Source organism: Streptomyces sp. NBC_00386 (assembly GCF_036063235.1).
Lineage (GTDB): Bacteria > Actinomycetota > Actinomycetes > Streptomycetales > Streptomycetaceae > Streptomyces.
This window is the reverse complement of record NZ_CP107950.1, coordinates 3,167,865-3,193,966: the sequence shown is the minus strand read 5'-3', so window position 1 is coordinate 3,193,966 and position 26,102 is coordinate 3,167,865. Positions and strand designations below refer to the sequence as shown.

Genomic DNA, 26,102 nt, shown 5'->3' with positions numbered 1-26,102 from the left:
ACCCACGACGTTCCCGCCGGCCCTGTCAGACCCCGGCCGGGCCCTCCGTCGAGGGAGACGCCGGGTCGTCGGCTGCCGCTCCGGTCAGGCCGAAGAGCAGGACCCGGGTGAACGAGCGCACCCATTCCTCGTCCGCGGGTTCCGCGCTGACCAGGGTGCGATGGACGACTGCCCCGGCGACCACGTCGAAGATCAGGGCGGCGGTGCGGTCGGCGGCGGCCGGGTCCGGCTCCGGGGGGAGTTCGCCGCGCTCCTGGGCGCGGGCGCGGCCCTCCATGACCAGGCGCTTCTGCCGGTCGACGATGGACGTGCGGATGCGCTCGCGCAGCGGCTCGTCACGGGTGGACTCCGCGACCACGGCCATCAGCGCCGTCTTCGCCTCCGGGCGGTCCAGGATCGCCGCGAACTGGAGCACCACGCCCTCGATATCGGCGGCCAGACTGCCCCGGTCGGGGAGCTCCAGCTCGTCGAAGAGCTCGGCCACCGCGTCGACGACCAGTTCGTTCTTGCCCGCCCAGCGCCGGTAGAGGGTCGTCTTGGCGACTCCGGCGAGGGTCGCCACGTACCCCAACGTCAGTTTGGACCAGCCGAGTTCGACCAGCGCCGTGCGAGTCGCCTCCAGGATCGCGGCGTCGGCGGCGGCGCTGCGGGGGCGGCCCGTCCGGGCGGCCTGGGAGCGACATTGCATGTCAGTGACCATATCCGGCCGCATCACCGTCGATATCCGGCGGTTGTGTGAAGCCGTGAGGGAGATCACCGGAAGACGGTACGCGGGCATGTCCCGGTGCAGTTACGCTACGACTCGTAGCGAAAGCTCGACCGCGGCGACAACCGCACAGGCGCCAGGTGGGGACCCGGCGCCGAACAGGCCTGACACAGCCTGGCTTTCACGACGCTTTTCACACGTGCGCGAGGAAGGGGGAGGATGTACTCATGCAGCCACGGAACATGTCCATGAGCGGAGTCGTCGACCTCGCCGCGGTGAAGGCGGCCCAGGAGGCCAAGTCGAAGGCGGAGCAGGCGCGAGCCGAAACCGCCAGGCAGGGCGGAGGCGGGGCCGTGACTCCCGCGAGCCTCGTCATCGACGTCGACGAGGCCGGATTCGAGCAGGATGTCCTGCAGCGCTCCACCGAGGTGCCCGTCGTCATCGACTTCTGGGCCGAGTGGTGCGAGCCCTGCAAGCAGCTGAGCCCGCTCCTGGAGCGGCTGGCCGTCGAGTACAACGGGCGCTTCGTGCTCGCCAAGATCGACGTCGACGCCAATCAGATGCTGATGCAGCAGTTCGGGGTCCAGGGGATCCCGGCCGTTTTCGCGGTGGTGGCCGGACAGGCCCTGCCGCTCTTCCAGGGGGCCGCCGCCGAGGCGCAGATCCGCGGGACCCTCGACCAGCTCGTCCAGGTGGCCGAGCAGCGCTTCGGCCTGACCGGCCTGACGGTCGACGCCGACGCCGGGCCGGGCGAGTCCCCCGCGGTACGGGAGGTGCCGGCCGGACCGTACGACGCTCTGCTGGAGGCCGCCGTACAGGCGCTGGACGCGGGCGACTTCGGCGGTGCCGTCCAGGCGTACAAGAACGTGCTGGCCGACGACCCGGGCAACACGGAGGCCAAACTGGGCCTGGCCCAGGCCGAGTTGCTCCAGCGGGTGCAGAGTCTCGACCCGCAGCGGGTGCGCCGGGACGCCGCCGAGAAGCCCGGTGACGTGGCGGCGCAGATCGCGGGGGCCGACCTGGACCTCGTCGGCGGCCATGTGGAGGACGCCTTCGGGCGGCTCATCGACACCGTGCGCGTCACGGCGGGCGACGACCGGGACGCCGTACGCGTGCGGCTGTTGGAGCTCTTCGAGGTCGTCGGTGCCGACGACCCCCGTGTGGTGGCCGCGCGCAGGGCCCTTGCCAGGGCGCTGTTCTGACCAGTCCGTAAACGCCAGGGCTTGTGATGCCCGGGTGAAAGATTGGCCGACAGGGACGCATGTGGCCGCGCTTTACCAAAACTTGGTAAACGCGGCCACTGTTACTCGTAGTAAGTCGCGAGCGCTGAACTGTCTGATTCCGTCCGGAATTTGACCGCTGTGTCACCCCGGGTGGAACCACCCTGAGTCGCCACCCGATACCGACGGGTCGTTCTTCGGTTATCCCGCCGTTACTAGCCAGTAACGAACCCCCTTGTGCCCACGGCGAGAATGCACCACGATCGGCGACGCTCGGTCCATTCCCGCACCCCGACAGCCAATCGGGTCGGCGGACTTTCTGGGTCCCCACCGAGTAGGGCCGACAGCCAGTGCGGTCGGTTCTTGGGCAGGGGGGTCTTTGCCGTTCGGCAGAGCCTGTCCAGCAGGTTGTGCGTGATGTGTTCAGGCGCGACCAGTGGTTGTCGCTCGGGGGTGATCGCCGGTGATTCGGGTGCAATAGCACCTCCGGGTACAGGCGCTCTCCTTCCCGAGGACGTAGCACTTCTCCCATCCCTGCCCGGCTGAGCCGCCGCAACGTGGCAGTCAGGGCCAGGAGATGTACGTCCGAGAAGGAGGAAAATATGATGTCCCAGGTGCGTGGCGGGACCAGATGGAAGCGGTTCGCCGTCGTCATGGTGCCCAGCGTGGCAGCCACGGCAGCGATAGGTGTCGCCCTCGCGCAGGGTGCCCTCGCCGCATCGTTCAGTGTCTCCGGTCAGTCCTTCAAGGTGACCGCGGACAAGCTTGAGGGAACGGGCTTCTCGCAGTACGGGGCCCTGGACCAGGGCACGGGCCTCGACGGCAAGGCTGCGCTGCACCCCGTCGCGGTGTCGGCGTTCAAGAGCGCCGACATCACGAGCATGTGCCAGTCCGTCGTCACCCCGAACATTCCGGTGCTCGGTTCCGTCAGCCTCGTGCTGAAGGCCGGTGGCGGCAGCACGCCGGTTCACGCCGACAACCTCTACATCGATGTCGAGGACCTCGGCGCCGACGCGACGTTCACGAACATCGACATCGGTGTTGCCGCCAAGGACGCCAGCAAGGGTCCGGGCATGAAGGGCGGCGGCGAGCAGGCCAACCCCTACGGGTTCGCCCAGCAGGCCGAGAAGGCCGTGCTGACCGATGTGAAGCAGACGGCGTGGGCGACCACCGCCGGCACGTTCAAGCTCAGCGGTCTGAAGATGTCGGTGTCCGCGGGCACCCACGAGTGCTACTGAGCACCCCCAGGGGTGGGCGAGGAGGCTCAGGCCGCTTCGCCCGCCCCGCCGCTCCGCCCGTCGTACGCGGAGCACTCAACGCGTACTTCTCATAGCAATGCCGTTCCAGGGAGCTGTTTCCATGAGCGCCGAGACCCCTGCCGCGCCCGGCCAGCACGATGAGCACTACCTTCAGGTGTTCCGGCGGAACTTCCGTAACTGGAGGGGCGATCGCCCGTTCTGGGCGGGTCTGTACATCGTTTTCGGCGGTTTCCCCATCGCCTACTTCCCGTACGCGCACCTTCACCTCGGCCATCTGACACTGGCGATGTCCACCACCGCCGGTGCCGGGTCCCTGATCATCGGCGTACTCCTCGTCGTGCTCGGGATCAGCCTCTGGTTCCAGAAGCACGTACGGACGTTCGCGGGTGTCGCCGCGATCCTCCTCGCCCTGGTGTCCATCCCGGTGGCCAACCTGGGCGGCTTCCTGATCGGCTTCCTGTTCGCCCTGCTCGGCGGCGCCATGGCGGTCTCCTGGGTTCCCGGAGAGCCCGAGGAGGGCTACGTCGCGTCGGGCTCCCTCGCCAAGCAGGACACGCCGGACGGTTCTGCGGCCGAGCCCATCGGGCACGAGGCGGAGCACGGTGCGGGCGACCCGAACGATCTGTCAGGAACGAGCCCGACCAACGGGGCGAACGGGAGGCACAGTGCCGGCTGACGAGGTGACCCATGGGACCGATGTGGAGGAGTCCCGTGTGAGAACCGGGCCGCGCCACGCGGCCCCGAGGAAGCCGCTGTTCACCAGGTTCCAGATGCCCGCCGGCAAGGTGATAGCCATAGCGGCGATGCCGACGGCGGTGCTCATGGGCATGGGGTTCACCCCGACGCTCGCCCAGGCCGACGACCACTCCACCTCCAAGAGCCTCACGGCCGAGGAGTACCAGGCGTGCGTCGAGGCCGTCACCGGTGAGGAGGCGTCGGACACGGCGTCGCCCTCCGCCTCGGCGAGCGCGAGCGCGTCCTCGGACCAGGCCACGCCGAGCCCCTCCGCGTCGTCGGACTCGACGGACAAGGACACGACCTCTTCGTCGGATTCAGGTTCCGACGACAAGGCCGAGCCCACCGCGTCCCCGTCGGCCTCCGCGAGCACGCAGGAGAAGGCGGCGGACAGCGCCGCCTCCACACCGGCCCCCTCGGCGACCGAGAGCAGCAAGAACCCTCTCGACCCGCTGGGCGTCGGCGACGCCATCAAGGACATCCTCACGCCCGACGAGACGGCGAGCTCCACTCCGGCGCCGTCCGCCTCGGCGAGCGCGAGCGCGACCTCCGGCTCGGACACGTCGGACGGCAAGGGCGCCGCGGACACCGTCAAGGACACGACCGACAAGGTCACCGAGACGGTCGAGGACACCACCGACAAGGTCACCGACACGGCGTCGAAGGCCGCGTCGGACACCACCGGGACGGTCGAGGACAAGGCCGCCGAGGCCACCGCGACGCCCAGCCCCTCCGCGAGCGCCACCACGGACGCCGCGGACTGCCCCGTCGCCACCGACGACGAGGGCGGCGTGGACAACCAGGTCGCCCTGCCGACCGATCCCTGGTACCTCAACGCCAGTTCGCTGCTGCTCAAGGGCGCCGACTACCAGGGCATAGTCAAGGTGAGGACCGCCGACGGCACCGTCAAGAAGGTGCTGAAGTACGTCATATCCGACGGCACCGACATCGGCGATCTGCACCAGACCGTGAACGACAAGCAGTCGGGCAAGACCTACCACGTGCAGGCCGCCTCGGGTTCGACGTCCACCATCCGTGACGGCAAGACGATCATGTACACGGAGAGCATCTCCGGGAACCTGCTCGGGCTCATCCCGGTCACGTTCGACCCGGACAACCCTCCGCCGCTGAACATCCCGCTGATCTACTTCACCAAGGTGAAGGTCGTTCAGGCCGGCCAGTTCGGCGGCACCCTGCACGTCCCCGGACTCCACCAGTACACGACCGGCTGAGTCGTCCAGAGCCCGTCCGGGAGCCGCACAAAACGCTGAGGGCGCCCCCTGTTCGCAGGGGGCGCCCTCAGCGGCGTACGGCGGGCGGGGATCAGGCGCGGTCGGCCTCGCCCAGGTGGTGAACCCGGACCATGTTGGTGGTGCCGGGGACGCCGGGGGGCGAACCGGCGGTCATCACGACGACGTCGCCCTCGTTGAACCGCTTGAGCTTCTGCAGCTCGCGGTCGACCAGCTCGACCATCTCGTCGGTGCTGTTCACGAACGGCACGACGTGAGACTCGACGCCCCAGCTCAGCGTGAGCTGGTTGCGGGTGCCCTCGTCCGTGGTGAAGGCCAGGATCGGCTGGGCCGCGCGGTAGCGCGAGAGCCGGCGGGCGGTGTCACCGGACTTGGTGAAGGCCACCAGGCCCTTGCCGCCGAGGAAGTCGGCGATCTCGCAGGCGGCGCGGGCGACCGAACCACCCTGCGTGCGCGGCTTCTTGCCCGGGACCAGCGGCTGCAGGCCCTTGGAGAGGAGCTCCTCCTCCGCCGCGGTGACGATCTTCGACATCGTCTTCACGGTCTCGACCGGGTACGCGCCCACGCTGGACTCGGCCGACAGCATGACCGCGTCCGCGCCGTCCAGGATCGCGTTGGCCACGTCGGAGGCCTCGGCGCGCGTCGGACGGGAGTTGGTGATCATCGACTCCATCATCTGGGTCGCCACGATCACCGGCTTGGCGTTGCGGCGGCACAGCTCCACGAGGCGCTTCTGCACCATCGGGACCCGCTCCAGCGGGTACTCGACGGCCAGGTCGCCACGGGCCACCATGACGGCGTCGAACGCCGCGACGACGCCCTCCATGTTGTCGACCGCCTGCGGCTTCTCCACCTTGGCGATGACGGGGACGCGGCGGCCCTCCTCGTCCATCACCTTGTGGACGTCGTTCACGTCGTTGGCGTCGCGCACGAAGGACAGGGCGACCATGTCGCAGCCCATCCGCAGGGCGAAGCGCAGGTCCTCGATGTCCTTCTCCGACAGCGCGGGCACGTTCACGGCCGCGCCGGGCAGGTTGATGCCCTTGTGGTCGGAGATCACGCCGCCCTCGATGACGACCGTCTTGACCCGGGGGCCGTCGATCTCGACGACGCGCAGCTCCACGTTGCCGTCGTTGATGAGGATCTGGTCGCCGTGGGAGACGTCGCCGGGCAGGCCCTTGTAGGTCGTGCCGCAGATGTGCTTGTCACCCGGCACGTCCTCGGCCGTGATGACGAACTCGTCGCCACGCTCCAGCTCGACGGGGCCTTCGGCGAAGGTCTCCAGGCGGATCTTCGGACCCTGCAGGTCGGCGAGCACGCCGATGGCGACACCGGTCTCGGCCGAGGCGGCCCGGACACGGTCGTACCGGCCCTGGTGCTCGGCGTGGGATCCGTGGCTGAAGTTGAAACGGGCCACATTCATTCCGGCCTGGATCAGCTCGACCAGCTTCTCGTGGGAGTCGACCGCGGGGCCGAGAGTACAGACGATTTTCGAACGGCGCATGGGGCGATCCTATCGGTTTGTTTCGCATCGGAATATTCCGTCTGGCGGAAGATACAAATGGGCGGGCGGGTGCTCAGGCGTGGCTTTCCGGCCCGCTCAGGCATCGCCCTTTCCGACCAGCGCGTACGTCTGTGTGGCGATTTCCAGTTCCTCGTCCGTCGGCACGACGGCGACCGCGACGCGCGCGTACGGCGGGGAGATGAGCCGGGGCTCCTCACCGCGCACGGCGTTCAGTTCGCCGTCGACCGCGAGCCCCAGTTCCTCCAGTCCTCTGATCGCGGCCTCGCGCACCGGGGCGGCGTTCTCACCCACTCCGGCGGTGAAGGCGACGGCGTCCACCCGGCCGAGGACCGCGTAGTAGGCGCCGATGTATTTCTTCAGCCGGTGGATGTAGATGTCGAAGGCGAGCCGGGCCTGTTCGTCCCCCTCGTCGACACGGCGGCGGATCTCCCGCATGTCGTTGTCGCCGCACAGACCGATCAGACCGCTCTTCTTGTTGAGAAGAGTGTCGATCTCGTCCGTGGACATGCCGCCAACGCGCTCCAAATGGAAGATGACGGCCGGGTCCACGTCGCCGGACCGCGTTCCCATCACCAGCCCCTCCAGAGGGGTGAGCCCCATCGAGGTATCCACGCACCGCCCGCCCCTGACCGCGGACGCCGAGGCCCCGTTGCCCAGGTGCAGCACGATGACGTTGACCTCCTCGGGCGCCTTGCCGAGCAGTTCGGCGGTCGTCCGGGAGACGTAGGCGTGCGAGGTGCCGTGGAAGCCGTACCGGCGGATGCGGTGCTCGTCGGCGGTCGCCACGTCGATCGCGTAGCGCGCGGCCGCCTCCGGCATCGTCGTGTGGAACGCGGTGTCGAAGACGGCGACCTGGGGGAGGTCCGGGCGCAGTGCCATCGCGGTGCGGATGCCGGTGAGGTTCGCCGGGTTGTGCAGCGGAGCGACCGGGATCAGCCGCTCGATCTCGGCGAGCACCGCGTCGTCGATGACCGTCGGTTCGGTGAACGCCTGTCCGCCGTGCACCACCCGGTGTCCGATGGCGGCCAGTTCGGGGGAGTCCAGGCCGAGTCCGTCCACCGCCAGTTCCTCCGCCATCGCCTTCAGTGCGGCATCGTGGTCGGCGAACGTGTCGGCCCTCTCGCGGGTCTCGCCCGTCGTTCGCGTGGTGTGCCGCAGCAGGGAGGTTCCCTCGCCGATGCGCTCCACCAGGCCGACGGCCAGCCGGGTGCCGTCGCGCATGTCGAGCAACTGGTACTTCACCGACGACGAGCCGGAGTTGAGGACGAGGACCCGCACGGCCGGCGAGGCGGCGGGCTCCTCCGGCGCGGCGGCCGAGGGGGACGGGTGGGCGCTCACGGACGGGCAGCCTTCTGGTCGGGGGTCTGGGACTGGATCGCCGTGATGGCGACCGTGTTGACGATGTCCTGGACGAGCGCGCCGCGGGACAGGTCGTTGACGGGCTTGCGCAGACCCTGGAGCACCGGGCCGACGGCGATCGCGCCGGCCGAACGCTGCACGGCCTTGTAGGTGTTGTTGCCGGTGTTGAGGTCGGGGAAGATCAGCACGGACGCCTGTCCGGCGACCTTCGAGCCCGGCAGCTTGGTCGCCGCGACCGACGGCTCGACGGCGGCGTCGTACTGGATCGGCCCCTCGATCCGCAGGTCGCCCCGGCGCGCGCGCACCAGCTCGGTCGCCTCGCGCACCTTGTCGACGTCGGCGCCCGAACCCGAGGTGCCCGTGGAGTACGACAGCATCGCGATCCGCGGCTCGACACCGAACTGCCGCGCGGTGGCGGCCGAGGAGATGGCGATGTCGCAGAGCTGCTCGGCGTTCGGGTCGGGGTTCACCGCGCAGTCGCCGTAGACCAGGACCTTGTCGGCCAGGCACATGAAGAAGACGGACGAGACGATCCGCGACTCCGGCCTGGTCTTGATGATCTCGAACGCGGGCCGGATCGTCGCCGCCGTCGAGTGCACGGCCCCCGACACCATCCCGTCGGCGAGGCCCTCCTGCACCATGAGCGTGCCGAAGTAGTTCACGTCGGCGACGACGTCGTAGGCCAGCTCGACCGTGACCCCCTTGTGGGCGCGCAGTTCGGCGTACTTCTCGGCGAACGAGTCCCGCAGCGGTGACGTCTGCGGGTCGACGATCTGGGTGGCGCTGATGTCGATGCCGAGATCGGCGGCCTTCTTGCGGATCTGGTCGACCGGGCCGAGCAGGGTCAGATCGCAGACACCCCGGCGCAGCAGCACCTCGGTGGCGTGCAGGACGCGCTCCTCGGTGCCCTCGGGCAGCACGACGCGACGCCGGTCGGAGCGGGCCTGCTCCAGGAGCTGGTGCTCGAACATCATCGGGGTGAGCCGGTCGCTGCTGGGCGCGGAGACCCGCTTCAGCAGGTCGGCGGTGTCCACATGCCGCTCGAACAGGCCGAGCGCGGTTTCCGCCTTGCGGGGCGTGGCCGCGTTCAGTTTGCCCTCCATGGCGAAGAGCGCCTCCGCGGTGGGGAAGGAGTTGCCGGCCACCGACACGACCGGGGTGCCGGGCGCGAGGCGGGCCGCGAGCGTGAGGATCTCGCTGCCGGGCCGCTCGTCCAGGGTGAGCAGGATGCCGGCTATGGGCGGGGTGCCGGCGCTGTGCGCGGCCAGCGTGCCGATCACCAGGTCGGCCCGGTCCCCCGGCGTGACCACGAGGCATCCCGGGGTCAGCGCCTTGAGGAAGTTCGGCAGCATCGCTCCGCCGAAGATGAAGCCGAGCGCGTCACGGGCGAGCCCCGCGTCGTCGCCGAGGAGCACCGTGCCGCCGAGCGCGTGGGTGATCTGCGCGACCGTGGGGGCGGAGAGCGCGGGTTCGTCCGGAAGGACGTAACAGGGCACCGGGAGCCGGGAGTCGAGCCGTTCCACGATCGCCGTGCGGTCCTCGGGGGCCACCCGGTTCACCACCATGGCGAGGACGTCGCACCCGAGCCCGTCGTACGCGCGGTAGGCGTTGCGGGTCTCGGCGCGCACCGACTCGGCGCTCTGGCCCCGGCCGCCGACGACCGGGATCACGGACGCGGCGAACTCGTTGGCCAGACGGGCGTTGAGCGCCAGCTCGTCGGGCACCTGGGTGCCGGCGAAGTCGGTGCCGAGGACGAGGACGACGTCGTAGTCGCGGGCGACCAGGTGGAACCGGTCGACGAGCGTGGACACCAGCTCGTCGGTGCCCTGCTCGGCCTGGAGCGCGGACGCCTCGTGGTAGTCCATGCCGTAGACCGTCGCCGGGTCCTGCGCGAGCCGGTAGCGGGCCCGCAGCAGCTCGAAGAGCCGGTCCGGACCGTCGTGCACGAGCGGACGGAACACCCCCACCCGGTCGACCTGGCGGGTCAGCAGTTCCATGACTCCCAGTTCGACGACCTGACGGCCGTCACCCCGGTCGATCCCGGTCACGTACACGCTGCGCGTCACGCGTGCTCTCCATCCGTTTCGTCGCCAGGCCGTGTCTGGGCTCGGAAAAAGGGCCCACCAACGTGAGCAGAACCCTCTTGACAATACCTCTGGCGCTGGCTAGGACGCCCGCCAGGAGAAACGTGCCGGTCAGCCGTGGGCGGCCTCCGGGTCGCGCGGGTGGCGGCGGACGGAATCGGCGGGTCACCCCGGGCCGTGAAACAATCGAACCGGCTCACACGAATCAGCAGGGAGCAGGAGACACAGCACGATGCGCATCGGAGTTCTCACCGCAGGCGGCGACTGCCCTGGCCTGAACGCAGTGATCCGGTCGGTCGTGCACCGAGCGGTCACCAACTTCGGGGACGAGGTCATCGGCTTCGAGGACGGCTACGCCGGGCTCCTCGACAGCCATTACCGCAACCTCGACCTGAACGCCGTCAGCGGCATCCTCGCCCGCGGCGGAACCATCCTCGGCTCCTCCCGGCTCCAGCGCGACCGGCTCCGCGAGGCCTGCGACAACGCCCAGGACATGGCCCGCGAGTTCGGTATCGACGCGCTCATCCCGATCGGCGGCGAGGGCACGCTCACGGCGGCCCGGATGCTGTCGGACGCGGGTCTGCCCGTGGTCGGCGTGCCGAAGACCATCGACAACGACATCTCCGCGACGGACCGCACCTTCGGCTTCGACACCGCCGTCGGCGTCGCCACGGAGGCCATGGACCGTCTGAAGACGACGGCCGAGTCCCACCAGCGTGTGATGGTCGTCGAGGTCATGGGTCGGCACGCGGGCTGGATCGCCCTGGAGTCCGGCATGGCGGCCGGCGCCCACGGCATCTGCCTGCCCGAGCGCGCCTTCGACCCGGCCGACCTGGTCGCGATGGTCGAGGAGCGCTTCGCGCGCGGCAAGCGGTTCGCCGTCATCTGTGTCGCCGAGGGCGCCCACCCCGCCGAGGGCACCATGGACTACGGCCACGGCGAGATCGACCAGTTCGGCCACGAGCGCTTCCAGGGCATCGGCACGGCCCTCGCGTACGAGCTGGAGCGCCGCCTCGGCAAGGAGGCCAAGCCGGTCATCCTCGGCCACGTCCAGCGCGGCGGCTCGCCGACCGCGTACGACCGCGTCCTCGCCACCCGTTTCGGCTGGCACGCCGTCGAGGCCGCGCACCGCGGCGACTTCGGCAGGATGACCGCGCTGCGCGGTACGGACATCGAGATGGTGCCGCTCGCTGACGCGACCACCGAACTGAAGACCGTGCCGAAGGACCGGATGGACGAGGCGGAGTCGGTCTTCTAGGCCCCGGGACGCGGACTTCCGGCTCCCTGGACCTGGACTTCCAGGGTCTCGGGACCCGGACTTCCAGGCCTGGGGACCCGGATGTGGAAGGTCGGTCCGGCGCCCGGCCGGGTGTCGGACCACGGCCCCGTCTGCGGCTTCCGCCCGGGGCCGTGGTCCCCCCATGGGTCCGGGATGTCAGTACGCGCTCGCGCGGACAGCTGTCCAGAAATGGTCGACGATCCGGTCGAGGAAGTCCTGGCCGGACTCGCCGGAGCCGGTGGCGGCCGGACCGCCGCCCCAGTTCAGTGTGGCGGTCATCCGCCCCTGGTAGTCGGTGTGCAGCTCCTGGAGCACGACCTCCAGGACGTCGCGCTCCAGCGGCACCACCTTCGCGACCGGGCGCACAGAGGCCTGCCACCGCGTCGTCACGGCGCTGCGCAGCAGGTCGGCGAGCCGGCCGTCGCGGCCCGTCACCGTGATGAAGTCGGGCAGCGAGAGGTCGAGTGCCTTGGCCAACGCGGTCGACTGCCGCTCGTTTCCGCGCCAGGTGCCGGACTCCTCCATCCGTTCGTAGGCGAGGAGTTCGATCCCGACGGCGTGTGCCACGTCCTCCGGGGCGAGATCACGGGCGACGCGGTGTTCGCGCAACGTACGCGGCGCGCCTATGAGTTCACTTGCGGAACACCACAACACGCCCGCGAGAGCCGTGAGTTCGGGACTGCTCGGCGCGGCGATGCCGCGCTCCCAGGCGATGACCAGATCGGGTGTGGCGTACGGCAGCCCGTACGAGGCTCTCAGGCCGTACGCGACGTGCTCGGGCCCCATTCCGAGTGCTGCCCGCAGTCTTCGGGCGGCCGGGGCGTTGAAGGGCGGGGTGGGCTGTTGGGCTTGCGGTCGGTGCACGCGCACAAGGTATGGGCCGGGGGCAGCGGTGACTACGGTCTGTTCGGCCACAATCACAGATTGTAGGAACATACGGTTTCGGCCGCGGCCCTGAATTCGCCGTGCCGTCGGGGGCGTTCCGCCCCGAAAGCCGGCGGGGGGCGACCGGGCCCTCCGCCGAGGGTGCCCGCGCCGGATCCGTCCGCTGGGAACCGGCCCGACGGTCAGCCCTTGATCCAGCGGTACTGGAGCTCCGGCCGTCCGACCGTCCCGTACTGCGGGGCGCGTGCCGCCCGGCCCCCCTCCACCAGGTGTTCCAGATAGCGCCGGGCCGTGATCCGGGAGATGCCGACGGCCTCGGCGGCCTTGGCCGCCGTCAGGCCCTCCGCGTGGTCCCTGAGGGTGACGCTCACGCGTTCCAGGGTCGGCGCGCTCAGGCCCTTGGGCAGCGCGGCCGGGCCGGGAACCCGCAGGACGGCCAGCGCGCGGTCCACCTCGGCCTGGCCGCTCGCCTCGCCGGCCGCCGCGCGGAACTCCGCGTACCGGATCAGCCGGTCGCGCAGGGTGGCGAAGGTGAACGGCTTCAGCACGTACTGGACGACGCCGAGCGACACCCCCTCCCGTACGACCGCCAGGTCCCGCGCGGAGGTCACCGCGATGACGTCGGCGCGATGGCCGGCGGCGCGCAGCGAGCGTGCGAGCTGAAGGCCGTGGGTGTCCGGCAGATGCAGGTCGAGCAGCAGCAGGTCCACGGGCGTACGGTCCAGCGCGCGGCGCGCCTGCGCACCTGTGTGGACCTTGCCCACCGCCGTGAAGCCGGGCACCCGGCCGACGTACATGACGTGCGCGTCGGCGGCCACCGGATCGTCCTCGACGACGAGCACGCGGATCGGATCGCTCATGCGCCACCTCCGGGCGGAACGGTCTCGGACGACAGCGCGCCGGACCGCGTGCGCTGGGCGGGGCACGCCTGCGGGTCCGAGCCGGGGCCGGGGTCGGGGTCCCGGTCCGAGGCGGGGCCGGTGCCCGGGGCCCGGGCCGGGTGGGGGTCGAGGGTCGGGGTGTCGTCCGGGGGCTGGGTTTGGGTCGGGGCCGGGGCGGCGGGTGTGGTGGGGAGCGGCAGGCGTACCTCGAACTCCGCTCCGCCGTCCGTTCCTTCGCACACGTTCAGCGTGCCCGCGTGCCGGCTCACCGTCTGGCGGGCCAGGGCCAGGCCGAGACCACGGCCGCCGGGGCCCGCCGGTTTCGTGGACCAGCCGCGCCGGAAGACCTGCTCGGCGTGGGCGGGGTCCACCCCGGTGCCGGTGTCGGCGACCCGCAGCACCAGTGCCGACTCCTCGGTGAACGCCGTCACCGTGACGCGGGCGCCCGCCGTCCCCTGCGCCGCGTCCATCGCGTTGTCGATCAGGTTGCCGAGCACGGTGACCAGGTCGCGCGGGGTGAGCGAGGCCGGGAGCAGTCCGTCGTCGATGCCACTGTCCTCGGAGACCACGAGCTCCACTCCGCGCTCGTTCGCCTGTGCCGCCTTGCCCAGCAGCAGTGCGGCGAGGACCGGTTCGCTGACCGCGGAGATCACCTCGTCGGTGAGCGCCTGCGCCAGCTCCAGTTCGGCGGTGGCGAAGTCGACGGCCTCCTCGGCGCGGCCCAGTTCGATGAGGGAGACCACCGTGTGCAGACGGTTCGCCGCCTCGTGCGCCTGCGAGCGCAGCGCCTGGGTGAAGCCGCGTTCCGAGTCCAGTTCTCCCGTCAGCGACTGGAGTTCGGTCACGTCGCGCAGGGTGACCACCGTGCCGCGGCGTTCGCCGCCGGACACCGGGGAGGTGTTCACGACCAGCACCCGCGTGTCCGTCAGATGGACCTCGTCCACGCGGGGCTCCGCCGACAGCAGCGCGCCCGTCAGCGGCGCGGGCAGCCCGAGTTCGGCCACCGAACGGCCGACCACGTCGTTCGTGGTGCCGAGCAGCTCCCGTCCGCCGTCGTTCATCAGTGCCACCCGGAACTGCCCGTCCAGCATCAGCAGCCCCTCGCGTACGGCGTGCAGCGCGGCCTGGTGGTAGTCGTGCATCCGGCTCAGCTCGGCCGCGTTCATGCCGTGGGTGGAGCGTCGCAGCCGGGCGTTGATGACGTACGCGCCGACGGCGCCCAGCAGCAACGCGCCGGTCGCGACCCCGATCAGGGGCGTGATCTGGTTCTGGACGCGTCTGGTGATCGCCTCGACCTTGATGCCGGCGCTGACCAGGCCGATGGTCCGGCCGTCGACCCGGATCGGGGTGACGGCGCGCACGGAGGGGCCGAGGTTGCCGGTGTACGTCTCGGTGAAGGAGTCGCCCCTCAGCGCGGGGCCGATCGTCCCGAGGAAGTGCTTGCCTATCTGCTTCTCCTCGGGGTGCGTCCAGCGGATGCCGCGCGGATCCATGATGGTCACGAAGTCGACGCGGGTGTCCCGCTGCACGCGCAGGGAGTACGGCTGGAGCTCCGCGGTGGGGTTCGCCGTGCCGATGGCCGCGTGGACGGACGGGGAGTCCGCGACCGAGCGTGCGACCGCCATCGCCTGACGGCCCGCGGCCTCCTCGGCCTGGCTGCGGTCGCCGACGTAGGTGAACAGCGCGTATCCGGCGACGAGGACCGCGATGAGCACGGCCTGCATGCCGAAGAGCTGGCCGGCCAGGCTGCGCGGTCGCGGGACACGGGGAAGACGCATGCCGTTCAGTGTGCCTCGCCCGACCGGGTGCGCCTCCGGCCGTACGGACTCGGCGTACGGACTCGGCCGGGTGGTTCCGGTGGGGCCTGTGAACTCAATGAACGGAAGGGTGACCGCCCTCACACGCCGGGAGATAGTCCCCTCAGTCCGGGAGCGAAGCCTTCCGGATCCCCGGACGTGAGCCGCACGCCGGGTCCGCCGGACGTGAGCCGCACGCCGGATGATGCCGATGACGTCGTCAAGGAGGGCAGCCGTGGCCAGTACGCCGCAAACGGCACCTGCCGCACCCGCCGCCAAGCGGGACCGCACGCACTATCTGTACATCGCCGTGATCGGCGCCGTGGCCCTCGGGATCGCGGTGGGGCTGATCGCCCCCGACTTCGCCGTCGAACTCAAGCCCATCGGTACGGGCTTCGTGAACCTGATCAAGATGATGATCTCCCCGATCATCTTCTGCACGATCGTGCTGGGCATCGGCTCGGTCCGCAAGGCCGCCAAGGTCGGCGCCGTCGGCGGTATCGCGCTCGGCTACTTCCTGGTCATGTCGCTGGTCGCGCTGGCCATCGGTCTGGTCGTCGGCAACATCCTGGAGCCGGGCAGCAGCCTGGCGATGACCGACGCGGTCAAGGAGGCCGGCCAGGGCCAGGTGTCGGCGGAGGCGCTGCCGCCGGTCGACTTCGTGCTCTCGATCATCCCGACCACGATGGTCTCGGCGTTCACCGAGGGCCAGGTCCTGCAGACCCTGCTCGTCGCGCTCCTGACCGGGTTCGCCCTCCAGGCCATGGGAGCGGCCGGGCAGCCGGTCCTGCGCGGGGTGGAGCACATCCAGCGGCTCGTCTTCCGGATCCTCGCCATGGTCATGTGGGCCGCCCCGCTCGGTGCCTTCGGCGCCATCGCCGCCGTCACCGGTTCCGCGGGCCTGGACGCGCTCAAGAGTCTCGCCGTGCTGATGCTCGGCTTCTACGTCACCTGTTTCCTGTTCGTCTTCATCGTGCTCGGCACGCTGCTGCGGGTGGTGACGGGCCTGAACATCCTCACGTTCTTCAAGTACCTGGGCCGTGAGTTCCTGCTGATCCTGTCCACCTCCTCCTCCGAGTCCGCCCTGCCGCGGCTCATCGCGAAGATGGAGCACCTGGGCGTCGGCAAGCCGGTCGTCGGCATCACCGTCCCGACCGGCTACTCCTTCAACCTCGACGGCACGATGATCTACATGACCATGGCCTCGCTCTACATCGCCGACGCGATGGGCACGCCCATGTCGATCGGGGAACAGATCCCGCTCCTGCTCTTCCTCCTGGTCGCGTCCAAGGGCGCGGCCGGCGTCAGCGGGGCGGGCCTGGCCACGCTGGCCGGCGGTCTCCAGTCGCACAAGCCCGCCCTGGTGGACGGCGTCGGCCTCATCGTCGGCATCGACCGTTTCATGAGCGAGGCACGCGCGCTGACGAACTTCGCCGGCAACGCCGTGGCCACGGTCCTGATCGGAACCTGGACGAAGGAGATCGACAAGGAGCGGGTGTCCCGGGTCCTCGCCGGACAGCTTCCCTTCGACGAGAAGACCCTGCTGGACGACGCCGACGCCTCCGCCGACGTCCACGCGGACGTGCCGGAGCAGGGCGGAGAGAAGGAGCCGGCCACGGCGTAGGGCGCGTGCCAGGAACTCCCGGGGCCTGTCCGGCACTCCCCGTCCGACGGGCCCCGGGATGCCGGGCGGCAGGGCACCCCCCACGGGCCCGGCCGCCCGGTGCACGGCTGGGAACGGCCTGGTCCCCGGAGGTCCCTGACCGCCTCCGGGGACTCAGCCGCTCAGTTTCGCCACCAGTTCGGTGGCGCGTGAGGCGGGTACGCCCGCCGCGGTCAGCATGGTGACCGTGGCGGAGCCGCCCGCCTCCTCCGCTGCCAGGAGACCGTCGTTCACCGCCTCCATGAGGGCGAACAGGGTCTGCTCGTGCACGTACGCCAGCGCGTACGGAGGCAGCGGCGAGGCGAACACGCCCTGCTCCAGGCCGCGCCGGAGAATCTCCGCGCAGGCCTCGCGGACCGGCGTCAGACGTTCACGGATTCCCTGCATGGTGACGCTGCGCTGGGCGAGGGCGACCAGCAGTCGGTAGCGGTCGGCGATCTCCCAGACGGCCAGGGTCGAGCGGGCCAGCGATTCGGCCGGGTCCGCGACCCCTTCGCGGCCCGCCGCGTGCGCCGCCGCGACCGCCGCCACGGCCTCGTCGGTCAGGGTGCCGACCAGCGCCTCGCGGCTGGGGAAATGCCCGTAGACCGTGCGCCGTACGACCCCCGCCGCCCGCGCGATCTGGTCCATGGACGCGTCGGGGTCACGCAGCAGTTCGGCGAGCGCGACGTCCAGGATGCGGCGGCGGTTCACATCGGCGCGGCTCGGGTTACCCGTGGTCATGGCTGCCATTCTGCCCGCCCGTCGCCGGGCGGCCGCCTGTTCTGTGATCACGGCCTCGACCTCCTCCATTTGCACAGCGCTGTGCAATCTCGTATCTTGCACATAGTTGTGCAGTTGCACTCCACTGTGCAAGTTCTGGCGCGGACGATCTCCGTGCCCGTCGACGAAGGAAGGGCGACCGTAGCCATGCGTCTCGTCATGAACGAACCGGTCGAGGGGATGGACCGGCCCTACGCCAGGCGGTGGTGGGCGCTGCTGGTGCTCTGCCTGAGCCTGCTGATCATCGTGATGGCGAACACCGCCCTCACGGTCGCGGCACCCGACATGACCCGGGACCTCGGGCTGTCCAGTGCCGACCTGCAATGGGTCATCGACGGCTACACCGTCCCGTACGCCGCCCTGATGCTGCTGCTCGGCGCCATCGGGGACAAGTACAGCCGCCGTGGCGCGCTCGTTCTCGGGCTCGTCGTCTTCGGCGGCGGCGCGATCGCCGGTTCGCTCGTCGGCAGTTCCACCGGGGTCATCGCGGCCCGTGCCGTCATGGGCGTCGGCGCCGCGCTGATCATGCCCGCCACGCTCTCCCTGCTCGCCGCGACCTTCCCGCGCGCCGAGCGGGCCAAGGCGATCGTCCTGTGGACCGCCACCGCCGGACTCGCCATCGCGGCCGGTCCGCTGGTCGCCGGCGCCCTGCTGGAGAACCACGGCTGGTCGTCCACGTTCCTGATCAACGTGCCGGTCGCCGCCCTCGCCATCATCGGCGCCCTCGTCCTCGTACCGCCGTCCAGGGCCGCGCACCACAACCGCATCGACTACGTCGGCGGGCTGCTCTCGGTCGTCTGGATCGGCTCGCTCGTCTACATGATCATCGAGGGTCCGCACTTCGGGTGGGGCGTCAAGGCCGTGACCGCCGCCGTGGTCGCGGGGGCCGGACTGGTCCTCTTCGTGCTGTGGGAGCTGCGCCACCCGCGCCCGGTCGTCGACGTACGACGCTTCGCCAACCGTCGCTTCGCCGGCTCGAACCTCGCCGTCGCCCTCTTCTTCCTGGCCGTCTTCGGCGCCTTCTACTACCTCACCCAGCACCTTCAGTTCGTCCTCGGCTACGACGCCCTGGACACCGGCGTGCGGATGCTGCCGCTCGCCGGCGCCGTCTTCGTGGGCTCGGCGCTCACCGGATACCTCACTCCGCGCATCGGCATGAAGTTCACGGTCACCGCGGGCATGGTCGGCGGCACCGTGGCGCTGGCCCTGCTCACCCAGGTGGACGCCTCCTCGGCGTACGGCGACCTCGTGCTGCCCCTCGTCATGCTCGGCCTCGCCATCGGGCTGGCGCTCTCGCCCTGCACGGACGCCATCATGGGTGCGTTCCCCGAGGCCGAACTGGGCGTCGGCGGCGCGGTCAACGACACCTCGCTGGAGCTCGGCGGCTCGCTCGGTATCGCCATCCTCGGCTCGGTGCTGGCCAGTTCGTACTCCTCGCACCTCGCCGACGCGACCGCGGGCAGCAAGCTCCCGGCGGGCGCCCTGACCACGGCGCAGGACTCGGTGGGCGCGGGGTACGCCGTGGCCCAGGGCATCGGCGACAAGGCCCGCGCGCTCGGCGAGCAGGCCGCGCAGTCCGCGAACGCGGAGCAGGCGGCCCAGTTGAAGGCTCAGGCCGGGCAACTCGCCGACGGCGCCCGGCAGATGGCGGACGCCGTCAGCTCGTCCTTCTCGGACGCGGTGGCGCACACCAGCCTCGTCGGAGCGGTGATCCTGGGCGTGGGCACGGTGCTGGTGGCGGTACTGCTCCCGCGCAAGGCCCGCACGGAGGGTGAGGCGGAGGCTCCGCTCGCAGCCACAGCCGTAGCCGCAACCGAGGCCGAGGCTCAGCCCGAAGCCGAAGCCGAAGCCGAAGCCCAGCCCGAAACCGAGGTCGAGGTCGAAGCCGAGGCCGATATCGACGCCGAGGCCGAGGCCGGGAAAGAGGGCGACTCGGCGGGTGGCGGTGGGGCCGAGGGGGCGAGTGGTGCTCCGGACGGAACCGTGACCCCCCGGGCCGCCGTCTCGTAGAACATGCATGACCGTGCCGTGCCGGACCGACCGGCGCGGCACGGAACGTTTTTCGCGGAGGACACCGAGCATGAAGATCGACTGGGACCGGCGTACCTGTGCGCGGCGCGGCCACGTGACGTACGCGCCCGACGAGCGCGTGCTGCGGGAGCGGCTGCGCGCCGAGACGGGGCTCGGCGAGGCCTGGCGCTGCCTGCGCTGCGGCGACTTCGCGCTCGGCGATCCGCACGGCTCGGGCCCCGCGGACGAGGCGCCGCTCGTGCCGCGCGGCAAGGTGCTCCGCGACCTGTTCGTCCTGCGCTTCCTGGCCATCGAGCGGGCCGTGCGCGGGGTGTTCATCGTGCTGGTCGCGGTCGCCGTGTGGAAGTTCAGCAACAGCCAGGACGCGGTGCGCCGGCTCTTCGACGAGTACCTCGACGTCCTCAGGCCGGTCTTCCGGCACTTCCACTACGACCTCGACCACTCGCCCGTCGTCGGCACCATCCAGAAGACCTTCGGCTACAAGCACTCCACGCTGCTGCTGGTCGCGGTCCTGCTGCTGGCGTACGCGCTGATCGAGCTCGTCGAGGCCTTCGGGCTCTGGTACGCCAAGCGCTGGGCGGAGTACCTCACGGTCGTCGCCACCGCCGCCTTCCTCCCGCTGGAGATCTACGAGCTCACCGAGCACATCAGCTGGCTGAAGATCGCGACGCTGGTCATGAACATCCTCGCCGTCCTCTACATCGCCCTCACCAAGAGGCTGTTCGGCCTGCGCGGCGGACACAAGGCGTTCGAGGCGGAGCGGCAGAGCGCGTCGCTGCTGGAGGTGGAGGAGTCCGCCGGGGTCATGGTCTGACCACGGCCCCATGACCCCATGATCCCGGGGTCCGGACCCCGGGATCATGGGTGTCCGTCCGTCCGCCCGTCCGTCCGTCAGGGCTCATGGGCCGAGGAGGGCCAGGTCCTCCGCGCTCAGGACCAGGTCCGCGGCCCCCGCGGAGTCCCGGGCGGTCCGCGGGCGACTGGCGCCGGGGATCGGGATCACCGTGGGGGACCGCCGCGAGAGCCAGGCGAGACAGACCTGCTGAGGGCTCACGCCGTGCTCCCGGGCCACCGCGTGGAAGGCCCCGAACCGCTCCCGCGAACCGTCGCCGGTCCCGTCGCCGGAGGGACCGGCGGGGCCGTCCAGGGAGCTGCGGGAGATACCGCCCAGCGGGCTCCAGGGCAGGAAGGCGAGCCCCAGCTCGGCGCAGAGGCGCAGTTCGGGTTCGCTGTCGCGCACCGCGGGGGAGTACTGGTTCTGCACGCAGACCAGCCGGTCGCCGAGGATCGCGTGGGCCCGGCGGATCTGGCCCGCGGCGGTGTTGGAGATGCCGGCCAGCCGGATCGTGCCCGCGTCGAGCAGGTCGCGCAGGGCACCCACCGAGTCCTCGAACGGGACGGCGGGGTCGGGCTTGTGGAGCTGGTAGAGGCCGATCGCCTCCAGGCCCAGCCTCTTCAGGGAGGCCTCGGCCGCCGCCTTGAGATGACGCGGGGAGCCGTTCACCGTCCAGGAGCCGTCGGCAGGTCTGCCCCGCCCGCCCTTCGTGGCCACCAGGACGTCCGCGGTGTCGCCGCCGTACGTCGCCAGGGCGCGGGCCACGAGCCGTTCGTTGTGGCCGGGTCCGTCGCCGGGCAGGTGATACGAGTCCGCCGTGTCGAGGAGCGTGACGCCCGCGTCGAGGGCCGCGTGCACCGTCGCCAGGGCCCGCGCCTCGTCCGGCCGCCCCTCGATGGAGAGCGGCATCGTGCCGAGCCCCACGGCGCTCACCCGAAGTCCGCCCAGGGTGCGGTAGCGCATGTCAGGCGTCCTCTCCGAGCGTCTCGGCCACCGCGCGCGGCAGCCAGGCCCGCGCGTCGCCGAAGGAGAAACCGAGCCGGGCGGCCCGCGTGTTGTCCATGCCGTAGGAACGGCGGAAGGAGAAGGGGGAGACCTCGCCCACCTCGACGGCCTCCAGCACCGTCCTGCCGTCCGGCAGGCGCGCGCTGATCGCCTCGCACAGCTCCCGGGTGGTCAGCGGTCCGTCGGAGGCGGCGTTGACCGGGCCGGTGAAGTCCTCGCCCACCGTCCAGAACAGGAAGTCGGCGATCTCCTCGACGTGGATGTAGGTCGCCGGACGGTTCACGGCGGGCACGACGATCGTCCCGCCGGTGCGGATGCGGTCGGCGTAGTGCTCCAGCCGTCCGGTGAAGTCGTCGTCCCCGCCCAGCACATGGGCGACACGCACGGCCACGTACGGGAAGGCCGGACCGGCCGCGAAAACCGCCTCTGCCTGCCGCTTGCCCTCGCCGTAGTGCGCGTCGAGGAACTCCCTGTCGTCCCAGGGAAGGGCGAGATCGACGGCGACCTCACGCGGGTCCACGGCGTCCTCGGCGACCGGCTCCGCCGTGTCCTCGTACTCGTACACCTCGACGGTGGACGTCATCACGTACCGGCGTGTGCGCCCCGCGAAGACCCGGCGGGCGATCTCCGCCTGCCGCGGTGTGTAGCAGACCTGGTCGACGACGACGTCGAAGACCCGAGAGCCCAGCGCCTCCTCCAGGGCCTTCTCGTCGTCGCGGTCGGCGACCAGGTGCACCGTCCCGGCGGGCGGCACGGACGACCCGCGGTTGATGACGGTGACCCGGTCTCCCGCCGCCGTCAGCCGGGCTATGAGACGTTTTCCGAAATACCGGTTTCCGCCGATGACGCAGATCTCCCGCACGTCGCCCTCCCCTGTTTCCGCGCACCCGTGCCCCATGCACCCGTGCGTTTTGTTCCACGCGCCTCGCACCGATCGCCGGGCGTCCACGGCGCTTCGGCCTGTGGTCATAATTCTCCCGTCGCAGGGGGCGGGCCCGAAGGGGGAGACATGGGAGATCCGGCTGTCGCACCGAAGGAAACACGGCATCCGCGCGTCGCCTCCGGCGAAACGTCGGTGGGCTTCGACGCGCTCGACCGGCAGATCCTGGAACTGCTCCAGAGCGAGGGCCGCATCAAACTCAGCGAGCTGGGTCGCCGCGTCCGGCTGAGCCCGGCCGCGGTCGCGGAGCGGGTGCGCCGGCTGGAGGCGACCGGGGCGATCACCGGATACGGTGCCCAGGTGTCGGCGTCCCGCCTCGGCTACGGCATCCAGGCCTTCATCCGCGTCGATCCGCACGGCGGCTACACCCTCAGGCATCCCCGGACGCTGGAACTGCTGGCCCGTCCCGAGGTCACCGAGGCCCACCACGTCGTCGGCGAGGACTGCTGGATCCTCAAGGTCGCCGTCGAGGACACGATCCACCTGGAGGACGTCCTGGAACAGACCTCCGCGCTCGGGCGGACGACGACCTCGATCGTGCTGTCGTCCCCGGTGGACCGCAAACCCCTGCTCCCGCGCACCTCACGCTGACCTGCTCCGGGGCCGCCCCGGGGACGCTTGCCTTGACGTCGGCGTCAAGGACTACCGTCGGGGTCATGCGAATCGGCGAGCTGGCCGCACGGGCCGGGACGACCACGCGGACCCTGCGCTACTACGAGTCGCGGGGGCTGCTGCCCGCGCGGCGGGGCGAGAACGGGTACCGGACGTACGACGAGCACGATCTGCGGCTGCTCCGGCAGATCAGGACCCTTCAGGACTTCGGGTTCGACCTGGAGGAGACGCGGCCGTTCGTGGAGTGTCTGCGGGCCGGACACCCCGAGGGCGACTCGTGCCCGGCGTCGTTGGACGTCTACCGGCGCAAGCTCGGCGAGCTCGACGCGCTGATCGACGAGCTGAGGTCGGTGCGCGCGCAGGTCGGCGAGCAGCTCGCGCGGGCGGAGCGGGCCCGTGACGAGCTGGCGGCCGACGCGGAGGTTCCGGGCGGTCCGGAACCCGTATGCGAACTGGGAGGGCGGACGCGATGATCAGGGCGGCAGGCGTGGCCGAGGTGACGGACGCGGACTTCGGGGCGGAGGTGATCGGCTCGGATCTGCCCGTGCTGGTGGAGTTCACGGCCGACTGGTGTCCGCCGTGCCGGCAGATGGGACCGGTGCTCAGCGAGCTGGCCTTCGAAGAGGGCGACCGGTTCAAGGTGGTCCAGCTCGACGTCGACACCAATCCGGAGACGACGCTGGCGTACGGCGTGCTGTCGATGCCGACGTTCATGGTTTTCCGGGGCGGTGAGCCCGTGAAGTCGATGGTGGGTGCCCGGGCCAAGCGACGGCTTCTCCAGGAGCTGGCCGACGTGCTCTGATCACACCAGGCACACAGTCCGGCGGACAACCCGGCACACAAAAAATCCCCTGGGCAATTGCGCCCGGGGGATTTCGCTGCGTATATTCAATGATTCGCGACTTCGAGGAATCAAGTCGTGAAGAAGTTCAGTAGGCGCAGTATATCCGGGCGGGAGCGGAATTGTCAAACAAGGGATCTCACACAGAATTCCCCGACGATGAACTGCGAAGTGAGCAGGAATTCATCGACGGGTTGTACGCGCGTGTCGACGCCCTGCGCGGTGTCACCGAGGCCTCCGTCGGGGACGCGCTCGCCCAGGGCAACACGCCCATGCAGGCCCGGCTCGAACGGGACGTCCTGGTCGCCGAACGCTCGGGGCTGCTGGCCGCGCTGAACGCCGTGGACGGTTCGCTCTGCTTCGGCCGCATCGACCTGGCCCCGGTGGAGTCCCCCGGGGCAGGGGCGCCCCTCGCCGGCGTCACCCATCACATCGGCCGCATCGGCATCCGCGCCGACGACATCGAGCGCACCCCGATCCTCATCGACTGGCGGGCCCCGGTCGCCCGCCCCTTCTACCTGGCCACCGGGCACACCCCGATGGGCCTGCGCCGCCGCCGGCACATCGGCACCGCGGGCCGGCACGTCACCGACCTGCACGACGAGATCCTCGACCTCGGCGACCGGGAACGCACCGGCCACGAGGACCCGACCGGTGACGCCGTGCTGCTCGCCGCGCTCAACTCGGCCCGCACCGGCCGGATGAGCGACATCGTGCAGACCATCCAGGCCGAGCAGGACCGGATCATCCGCGCGCCGCACCGGGGCATCATGGTCGTCGAGGGCGGCCCCGGCACCGGCAAGACCGCCGTCGCCCTGCACCGCGCCGCGTATCTGCTGTACGAACACCGGGAACTGCTCGCCAAGCGGGCCGTCCTGATCGTCGGCCCGAACCCGGCCTTCCTCGGCTACATCGGTGAGGTGCTGCCCTCGCTCGGCGAGACCGGCGTGCTGCTCTCGACCGTCGGCGAACTCTTCCCCGGCGTCCACGCGACCGCCGTCGACACACCGGAGGCGGCCGCCGTGAAGGGCCGCGCCGAGATGGCCGACGTCCTCGCCGGAGTCGTCCGGGACCGCCAGGCCCTGCCCGACCCCGTGATCGCCATCGAGCACGACCGGGACGTCCTGATGCTCGACGCGGGCCTCGTCCAGGTCGCCCGGGAACGCACCCGCGCGGTCGGCCTGCCCCACAACGTGGCCCGCGAGCACTTCGAGGGCCACATCCTCAACACGCTCACCGACATGCTGGCCGAACGCATCGGCACGGACCCCTTCGACGGCTCCAACCTCCTCGACCCGAGCGACATCACCCAGATCCGCGACGAGCTCGCGGAGAACCCCGAGGTCTGGTCGGCCGTCGATCAGCTGTGGCCGAGGCTGACCCCGCAGCGCCTGGTGGCCGACTTCCTGGCCGACCCGTACGGCCATGTCCCGGACGAGGAGGCGGCGGCGATCCACCGCCCGCTGACCCGTCCCGCCGACTGGACCGCCGGGGACGTCCCCCTCCTCGACGAGGCCGCCGAACTCCTCGGCGAGGACGACCGGGTCGCCCGGGCGCTCGCCGACCAGGAACGCCGTACCCAGATCGCCTACGCGCAGGGCGTGCTGGACGTCTCCTACGCCTCGCGGACCTACGAGTTCGAGGACAAGGACGAGGAGGACTCCGAGATCCTGTCCGCGCACAACATCATCGACGCCGAGCGGATGGCGGAACGGCACGAGGAGGACGACCACCGCAGCGCCGCGGAGCGGGCCGCCGCCGACCGGACGTGGGCCTTCGGCCACATCATCGTGGACGAGGCGCAGGAGCTGTCGCCGATGGCGTGGCGGCTGCTGATGCGCCGCAGCCCCACGCGGTCGATGACACTCGTCGGCGATCCCGCGCAGACCGCGGAGGCGGCGGGGGTCGGATCGTGGGAGGAGATCCTCTCCCCGTACGTGGAGGACCGCTGGGAGCACACCCGGCTCGGCGTCAACTACCGCACCCCGTCCGAGATCATGGACGTCGCCGCCGGTGTGGTGCGGGCCGAACGCCCCGGTTTCGAGCCGCCGCGCTCCGTCCGGTCCACCGGGGTACGGCCCTGGGCGCGCGAGGCCGGGGACGACCTGCCCGGCGCGGTCGCCAAGGCCGTCGCCGAGCTGACCCCGGCCGAGGGCAGGCTCGCGGTGATCGCGCCGCGGGCCCTGCACCCCGCGCTCGCCGGCCGGCTGGACGGGGTGACGGCGGGCCGGGAGCCCGACCTCACCCGCACGGTGGTGCTTCTCGACCCCCGGCAGGCCAAGGGGCTGGAGTTCGACTCCGTCCTGGTGGTCGAGCCGGCGTCGTACGGGACGAGTGACCTGTACGTGGCACTGACCCGGGCCACCCAGACGCTGGGCGTGCTGTACACCGGCGAACTGCCCGCGTCGCTGCGGGGCACCGGCCTGGAGTGACG

At 70.8% G+C, this 26,102-nt stretch carries 22 protein-coding genes; 12 read left to right on the top strand and 10 right to left on the bottom strand.

Annotated elements, in window-relative coordinates:
• Positions 1 to 25: 25 nt before the first annotated feature.
• On the bottom strand, positions 26 to 688 hold the full coding sequence (locus OG780_RS13785; protein WP_328448040.1) for a TetR/AcrR family transcriptional regulator: 663 nt from the start codon (positions 686 to 688) through the stop codon (positions 26 to 28).
• Between the two features lie 245 nt (positions 689 to 933).
• Between OG780_RS13785 and OG780_RS13780 the strand changes: the two genes are divergently transcribed.
• From OG780_RS13780 to OG780_RS13765, 4 genes are all read left to right on the top strand, one after another.
• The gene (locus tag OG780_RS13780; protein ID WP_328448038.1) at positions 934 to 1,908 is read left to right on the top strand and encodes a tetratricopeptide repeat protein; all 975 of its coding nucleotides are present in this window, start codon (positions 934 to 936) and stop codon (positions 1,906 to 1,908) included.
• Between the two features lie 620 nt (positions 1,909 to 2,528).
• Entirely contained in the window at positions 2,529 to 3,164 is a 636-nt protein-coding gene (locus OG780_RS13775) for a DUF6230 family protein (RefSeq protein WP_328448036.1), read from the top strand.
• 121 nt (positions 3,165 to 3,285) lie between these two features.
• A complete protein-coding gene (locus tag OG780_RS13770) occupies positions 3,286 to 3,861 on the top strand; it encodes a DUF6114 domain-containing protein (protein WP_328448034.1) in 576 nt (191 codons plus the stop codon).
• Positions 3,851 to 5,152, top strand: coding sequence for a hypothetical protein (locus OG780_RS13765; protein ID WP_328448032.1), 1,302 nt, complete (start codon positions 3,851 to 3,853; stop codon positions 5,150 to 5,152). Before OG780_RS13770 ends, OG780_RS13765 begins: the two co-directional genes overlap by 11 nt.
• Positions 5,153 to 5,243: 91 nt before the next feature.
• On the opposite strand, the gene pyk is transcribed toward OG780_RS13765, so the two are convergent.
• The 3 genes from pyk to pta all read right to left on the bottom strand — a co-directional run bounded on the left by pyk (position 5,244) and on the right by pta (position 10,120).
• Positions 5,244 to 6,674: a pyruvate kinase gene (pyk, locus tag OG780_RS13760; protein WP_328448030.1), complete on the bottom strand. Its 1,431-nt coding sequence runs from the start codon at positions 6,672 to 6,674 to the stop codon at positions 5,244 to 5,246.
• A 96-nt stretch (positions 6,675 to 6,770) separates the two neighbouring features.
• Positions 6,771 to 7,973, bottom strand: a complete 1,203-nt coding sequence (locus OG780_RS13755; RefSeq protein ID WP_443062316.1) for an acetate kinase — start codon at positions 7,971 to 7,973, stop codon at positions 6,771 to 6,773.
• Positions 7,974 to 8,029: 56 nt separating this feature from the next.
• Positions 8,030 to 10,120: a phosphate acetyltransferase gene (gene pta / locus OG780_RS13750; RefSeq protein ID WP_328448026.1), complete on the bottom strand. Its 2,091-nt coding sequence runs from the start codon at positions 10,118 to 10,120 to the stop codon at positions 8,030 to 8,032.
• A 250-nt stretch (positions 10,121 to 10,370) separates the two neighbouring features.
• On the opposite strand from pta, the gene OG780_RS13745 reads away from it, so the two are divergent.
• Positions 10,371 to 11,396, top strand: a complete 1,026-nt coding sequence (locus OG780_RS13745) for an ATP-dependent 6-phosphofructokinase (protein WP_328448024.1) — start codon at positions 10,371 to 10,373, stop codon at positions 11,394 to 11,396.
• 177 nt (positions 11,397 to 11,573) lie between these two features.
• On the opposite strand, the gene OG780_RS13740 is transcribed toward OG780_RS13745, so the two are convergent.
• The 3 genes from OG780_RS13740 to OG780_RS13730 all read right to left on the bottom strand — a co-directional run bounded on the left by OG780_RS13740 (position 11,574) and on the right by OG780_RS13730 (position 14,961).
• Positions 11,574 to 12,287: a helix-turn-helix domain-containing protein gene (locus OG780_RS13740; RefSeq protein WP_443062315.1), complete on the bottom strand. Its 714-nt coding sequence runs from the start codon at positions 12,285 to 12,287 to the stop codon at positions 11,574 to 11,576.
• A gap of 197 nt (positions 12,288 to 12,484) precedes the next feature.
• Positions 12,485 to 13,162 carry a response regulator gene (locus tag OG780_RS13735; protein ID WP_328448022.1) on the bottom strand — a complete coding sequence of 226 codons (678 nt, stop codon included), beginning with the start codon at positions 13,160 to 13,162 and terminating at the stop codon, positions 12,485 to 12,487.
• Positions 13,159 to 14,961, bottom strand: coding sequence for a sensor histidine kinase (locus tag OG780_RS13730; RefSeq protein WP_328448020.1), 1,803 nt, complete (start codon positions 14,959 to 14,961; stop codon positions 13,159 to 13,161). Before OG780_RS13730 ends, OG780_RS13735 begins: the two co-directional genes overlap by 4 nt.
• Before the next feature lie 229 nt (positions 14,962 to 15,190).
• Here OG780_RS13730 and OG780_RS13725 point away from each other — a divergent pair, with 229 nt between their 5' ends.
• Positions 15,191 to 16,603: a cation:dicarboxylate symporter family transporter gene (locus OG780_RS13725; RefSeq protein ID WP_328448018.1), complete on the top strand. Its 1,413-nt coding sequence runs from the start codon at positions 15,191 to 15,193 to the stop codon at positions 16,601 to 16,603.
• Positions 16,604 to 16,756: 153 nt separating this feature from the next.
• Here the strand turns inward: OG780_RS13725 and OG780_RS13720 are convergent, their stop codons facing one another.
• On the bottom strand, positions 16,757 to 17,374 hold the full coding sequence (locus OG780_RS13720; RefSeq protein WP_326790790.1) for a TetR/AcrR family transcriptional regulator: 618 nt from the start codon (positions 17,372 to 17,374) through the stop codon (positions 16,757 to 16,759).
• Positions 17,375 to 17,551: 177 nt separating this feature from the next.
• Here OG780_RS13720 and OG780_RS13715 point away from each other — a divergent pair, with 177 nt between their 5' ends.
• Both OG780_RS13715 and OG780_RS13710 read left to right on the top strand, forming a co-directional pair.
• Positions 17,552 to 19,414: an MFS transporter gene (locus tag OG780_RS13715; protein WP_328448016.1), complete on the top strand. Its 1,863-nt coding sequence runs from the start codon at positions 17,552 to 17,554 to the stop codon at positions 19,412 to 19,414.
• A gap of 70 nt (positions 19,415 to 19,484) precedes the next feature.
• Positions 19,485 to 20,249: a DUF2127 domain-containing protein gene (locus OG780_RS13710; protein WP_328448014.1), complete on the top strand. Its 765-nt coding sequence runs from the start codon at positions 19,485 to 19,487 to the stop codon at positions 20,247 to 20,249.
• Positions 20,250 to 20,333: 84 nt separating this feature from the next.
• On the opposite strand, the gene OG780_RS13705 is transcribed toward OG780_RS13710, so the two are convergent.
• Positions 20,334 to 21,233, bottom strand: coding sequence for an aldo/keto reductase (locus OG780_RS13705; protein WP_328448012.1), 900 nt, complete (start codon positions 21,231 to 21,233; stop codon positions 20,334 to 20,336).
• A gap of 1 nt (position 21,234) precedes the next feature.
• On the bottom strand, positions 21,235 to 22,173 hold the full coding sequence (locus OG780_RS13700) for an NAD-dependent epimerase/dehydratase family protein (protein WP_328448010.1): 939 nt from the start codon (positions 22,171 to 22,173) through the stop codon (positions 21,235 to 21,237).
• A 111-nt stretch (positions 22,174 to 22,284) separates the two neighbouring features.
• On the opposite strand from OG780_RS13700, the gene OG780_RS13695 reads away from it, so the two are divergent.
• The 4 genes from OG780_RS13695 (at position 22,285) to OG780_RS13680 (ending at position 26,100) form a co-directional block, all read left to right on the top strand.
• Positions 22,285 to 22,806, top strand: coding sequence for an Lrp/AsnC family transcriptional regulator (locus tag OG780_RS13695; protein ID WP_328448008.1), 522 nt, complete (start codon positions 22,285 to 22,287; stop codon positions 22,804 to 22,806).
• A gap of 65 nt (positions 22,807 to 22,871) precedes the next feature.
• Positions 22,872 to 23,300: a MerR family transcriptional regulator gene (locus tag OG780_RS13690; protein WP_328448005.1), complete on the top strand. Its 429-nt coding sequence runs from the start codon at positions 22,872 to 22,874 to the stop codon at positions 23,298 to 23,300.
• A 14-nt stretch (positions 23,301 to 23,314) separates the two neighbouring features.
• The gene (locus OG780_RS13685; RefSeq protein WP_328458104.1) at positions 23,315 to 23,629 is read left to right on the top strand and encodes a thioredoxin family protein; all 315 of its coding nucleotides are present in this window, start codon (positions 23,315 to 23,317) and stop codon (positions 23,627 to 23,629) included.
• A 143-nt stretch (positions 23,630 to 23,772) separates the two neighbouring features.
• The gene (locus OG780_RS13680; RefSeq protein ID WP_328458102.1) at positions 23,773 to 26,100 is read left to right on the top strand and encodes a HelD family protein; all 2,328 of its coding nucleotides are present in this window, start codon (positions 23,773 to 23,775) and stop codon (positions 26,098 to 26,100) included.
• The last annotated feature ends 2 nt before the right edge of the window (positions 26,101 to 26,102 follow it).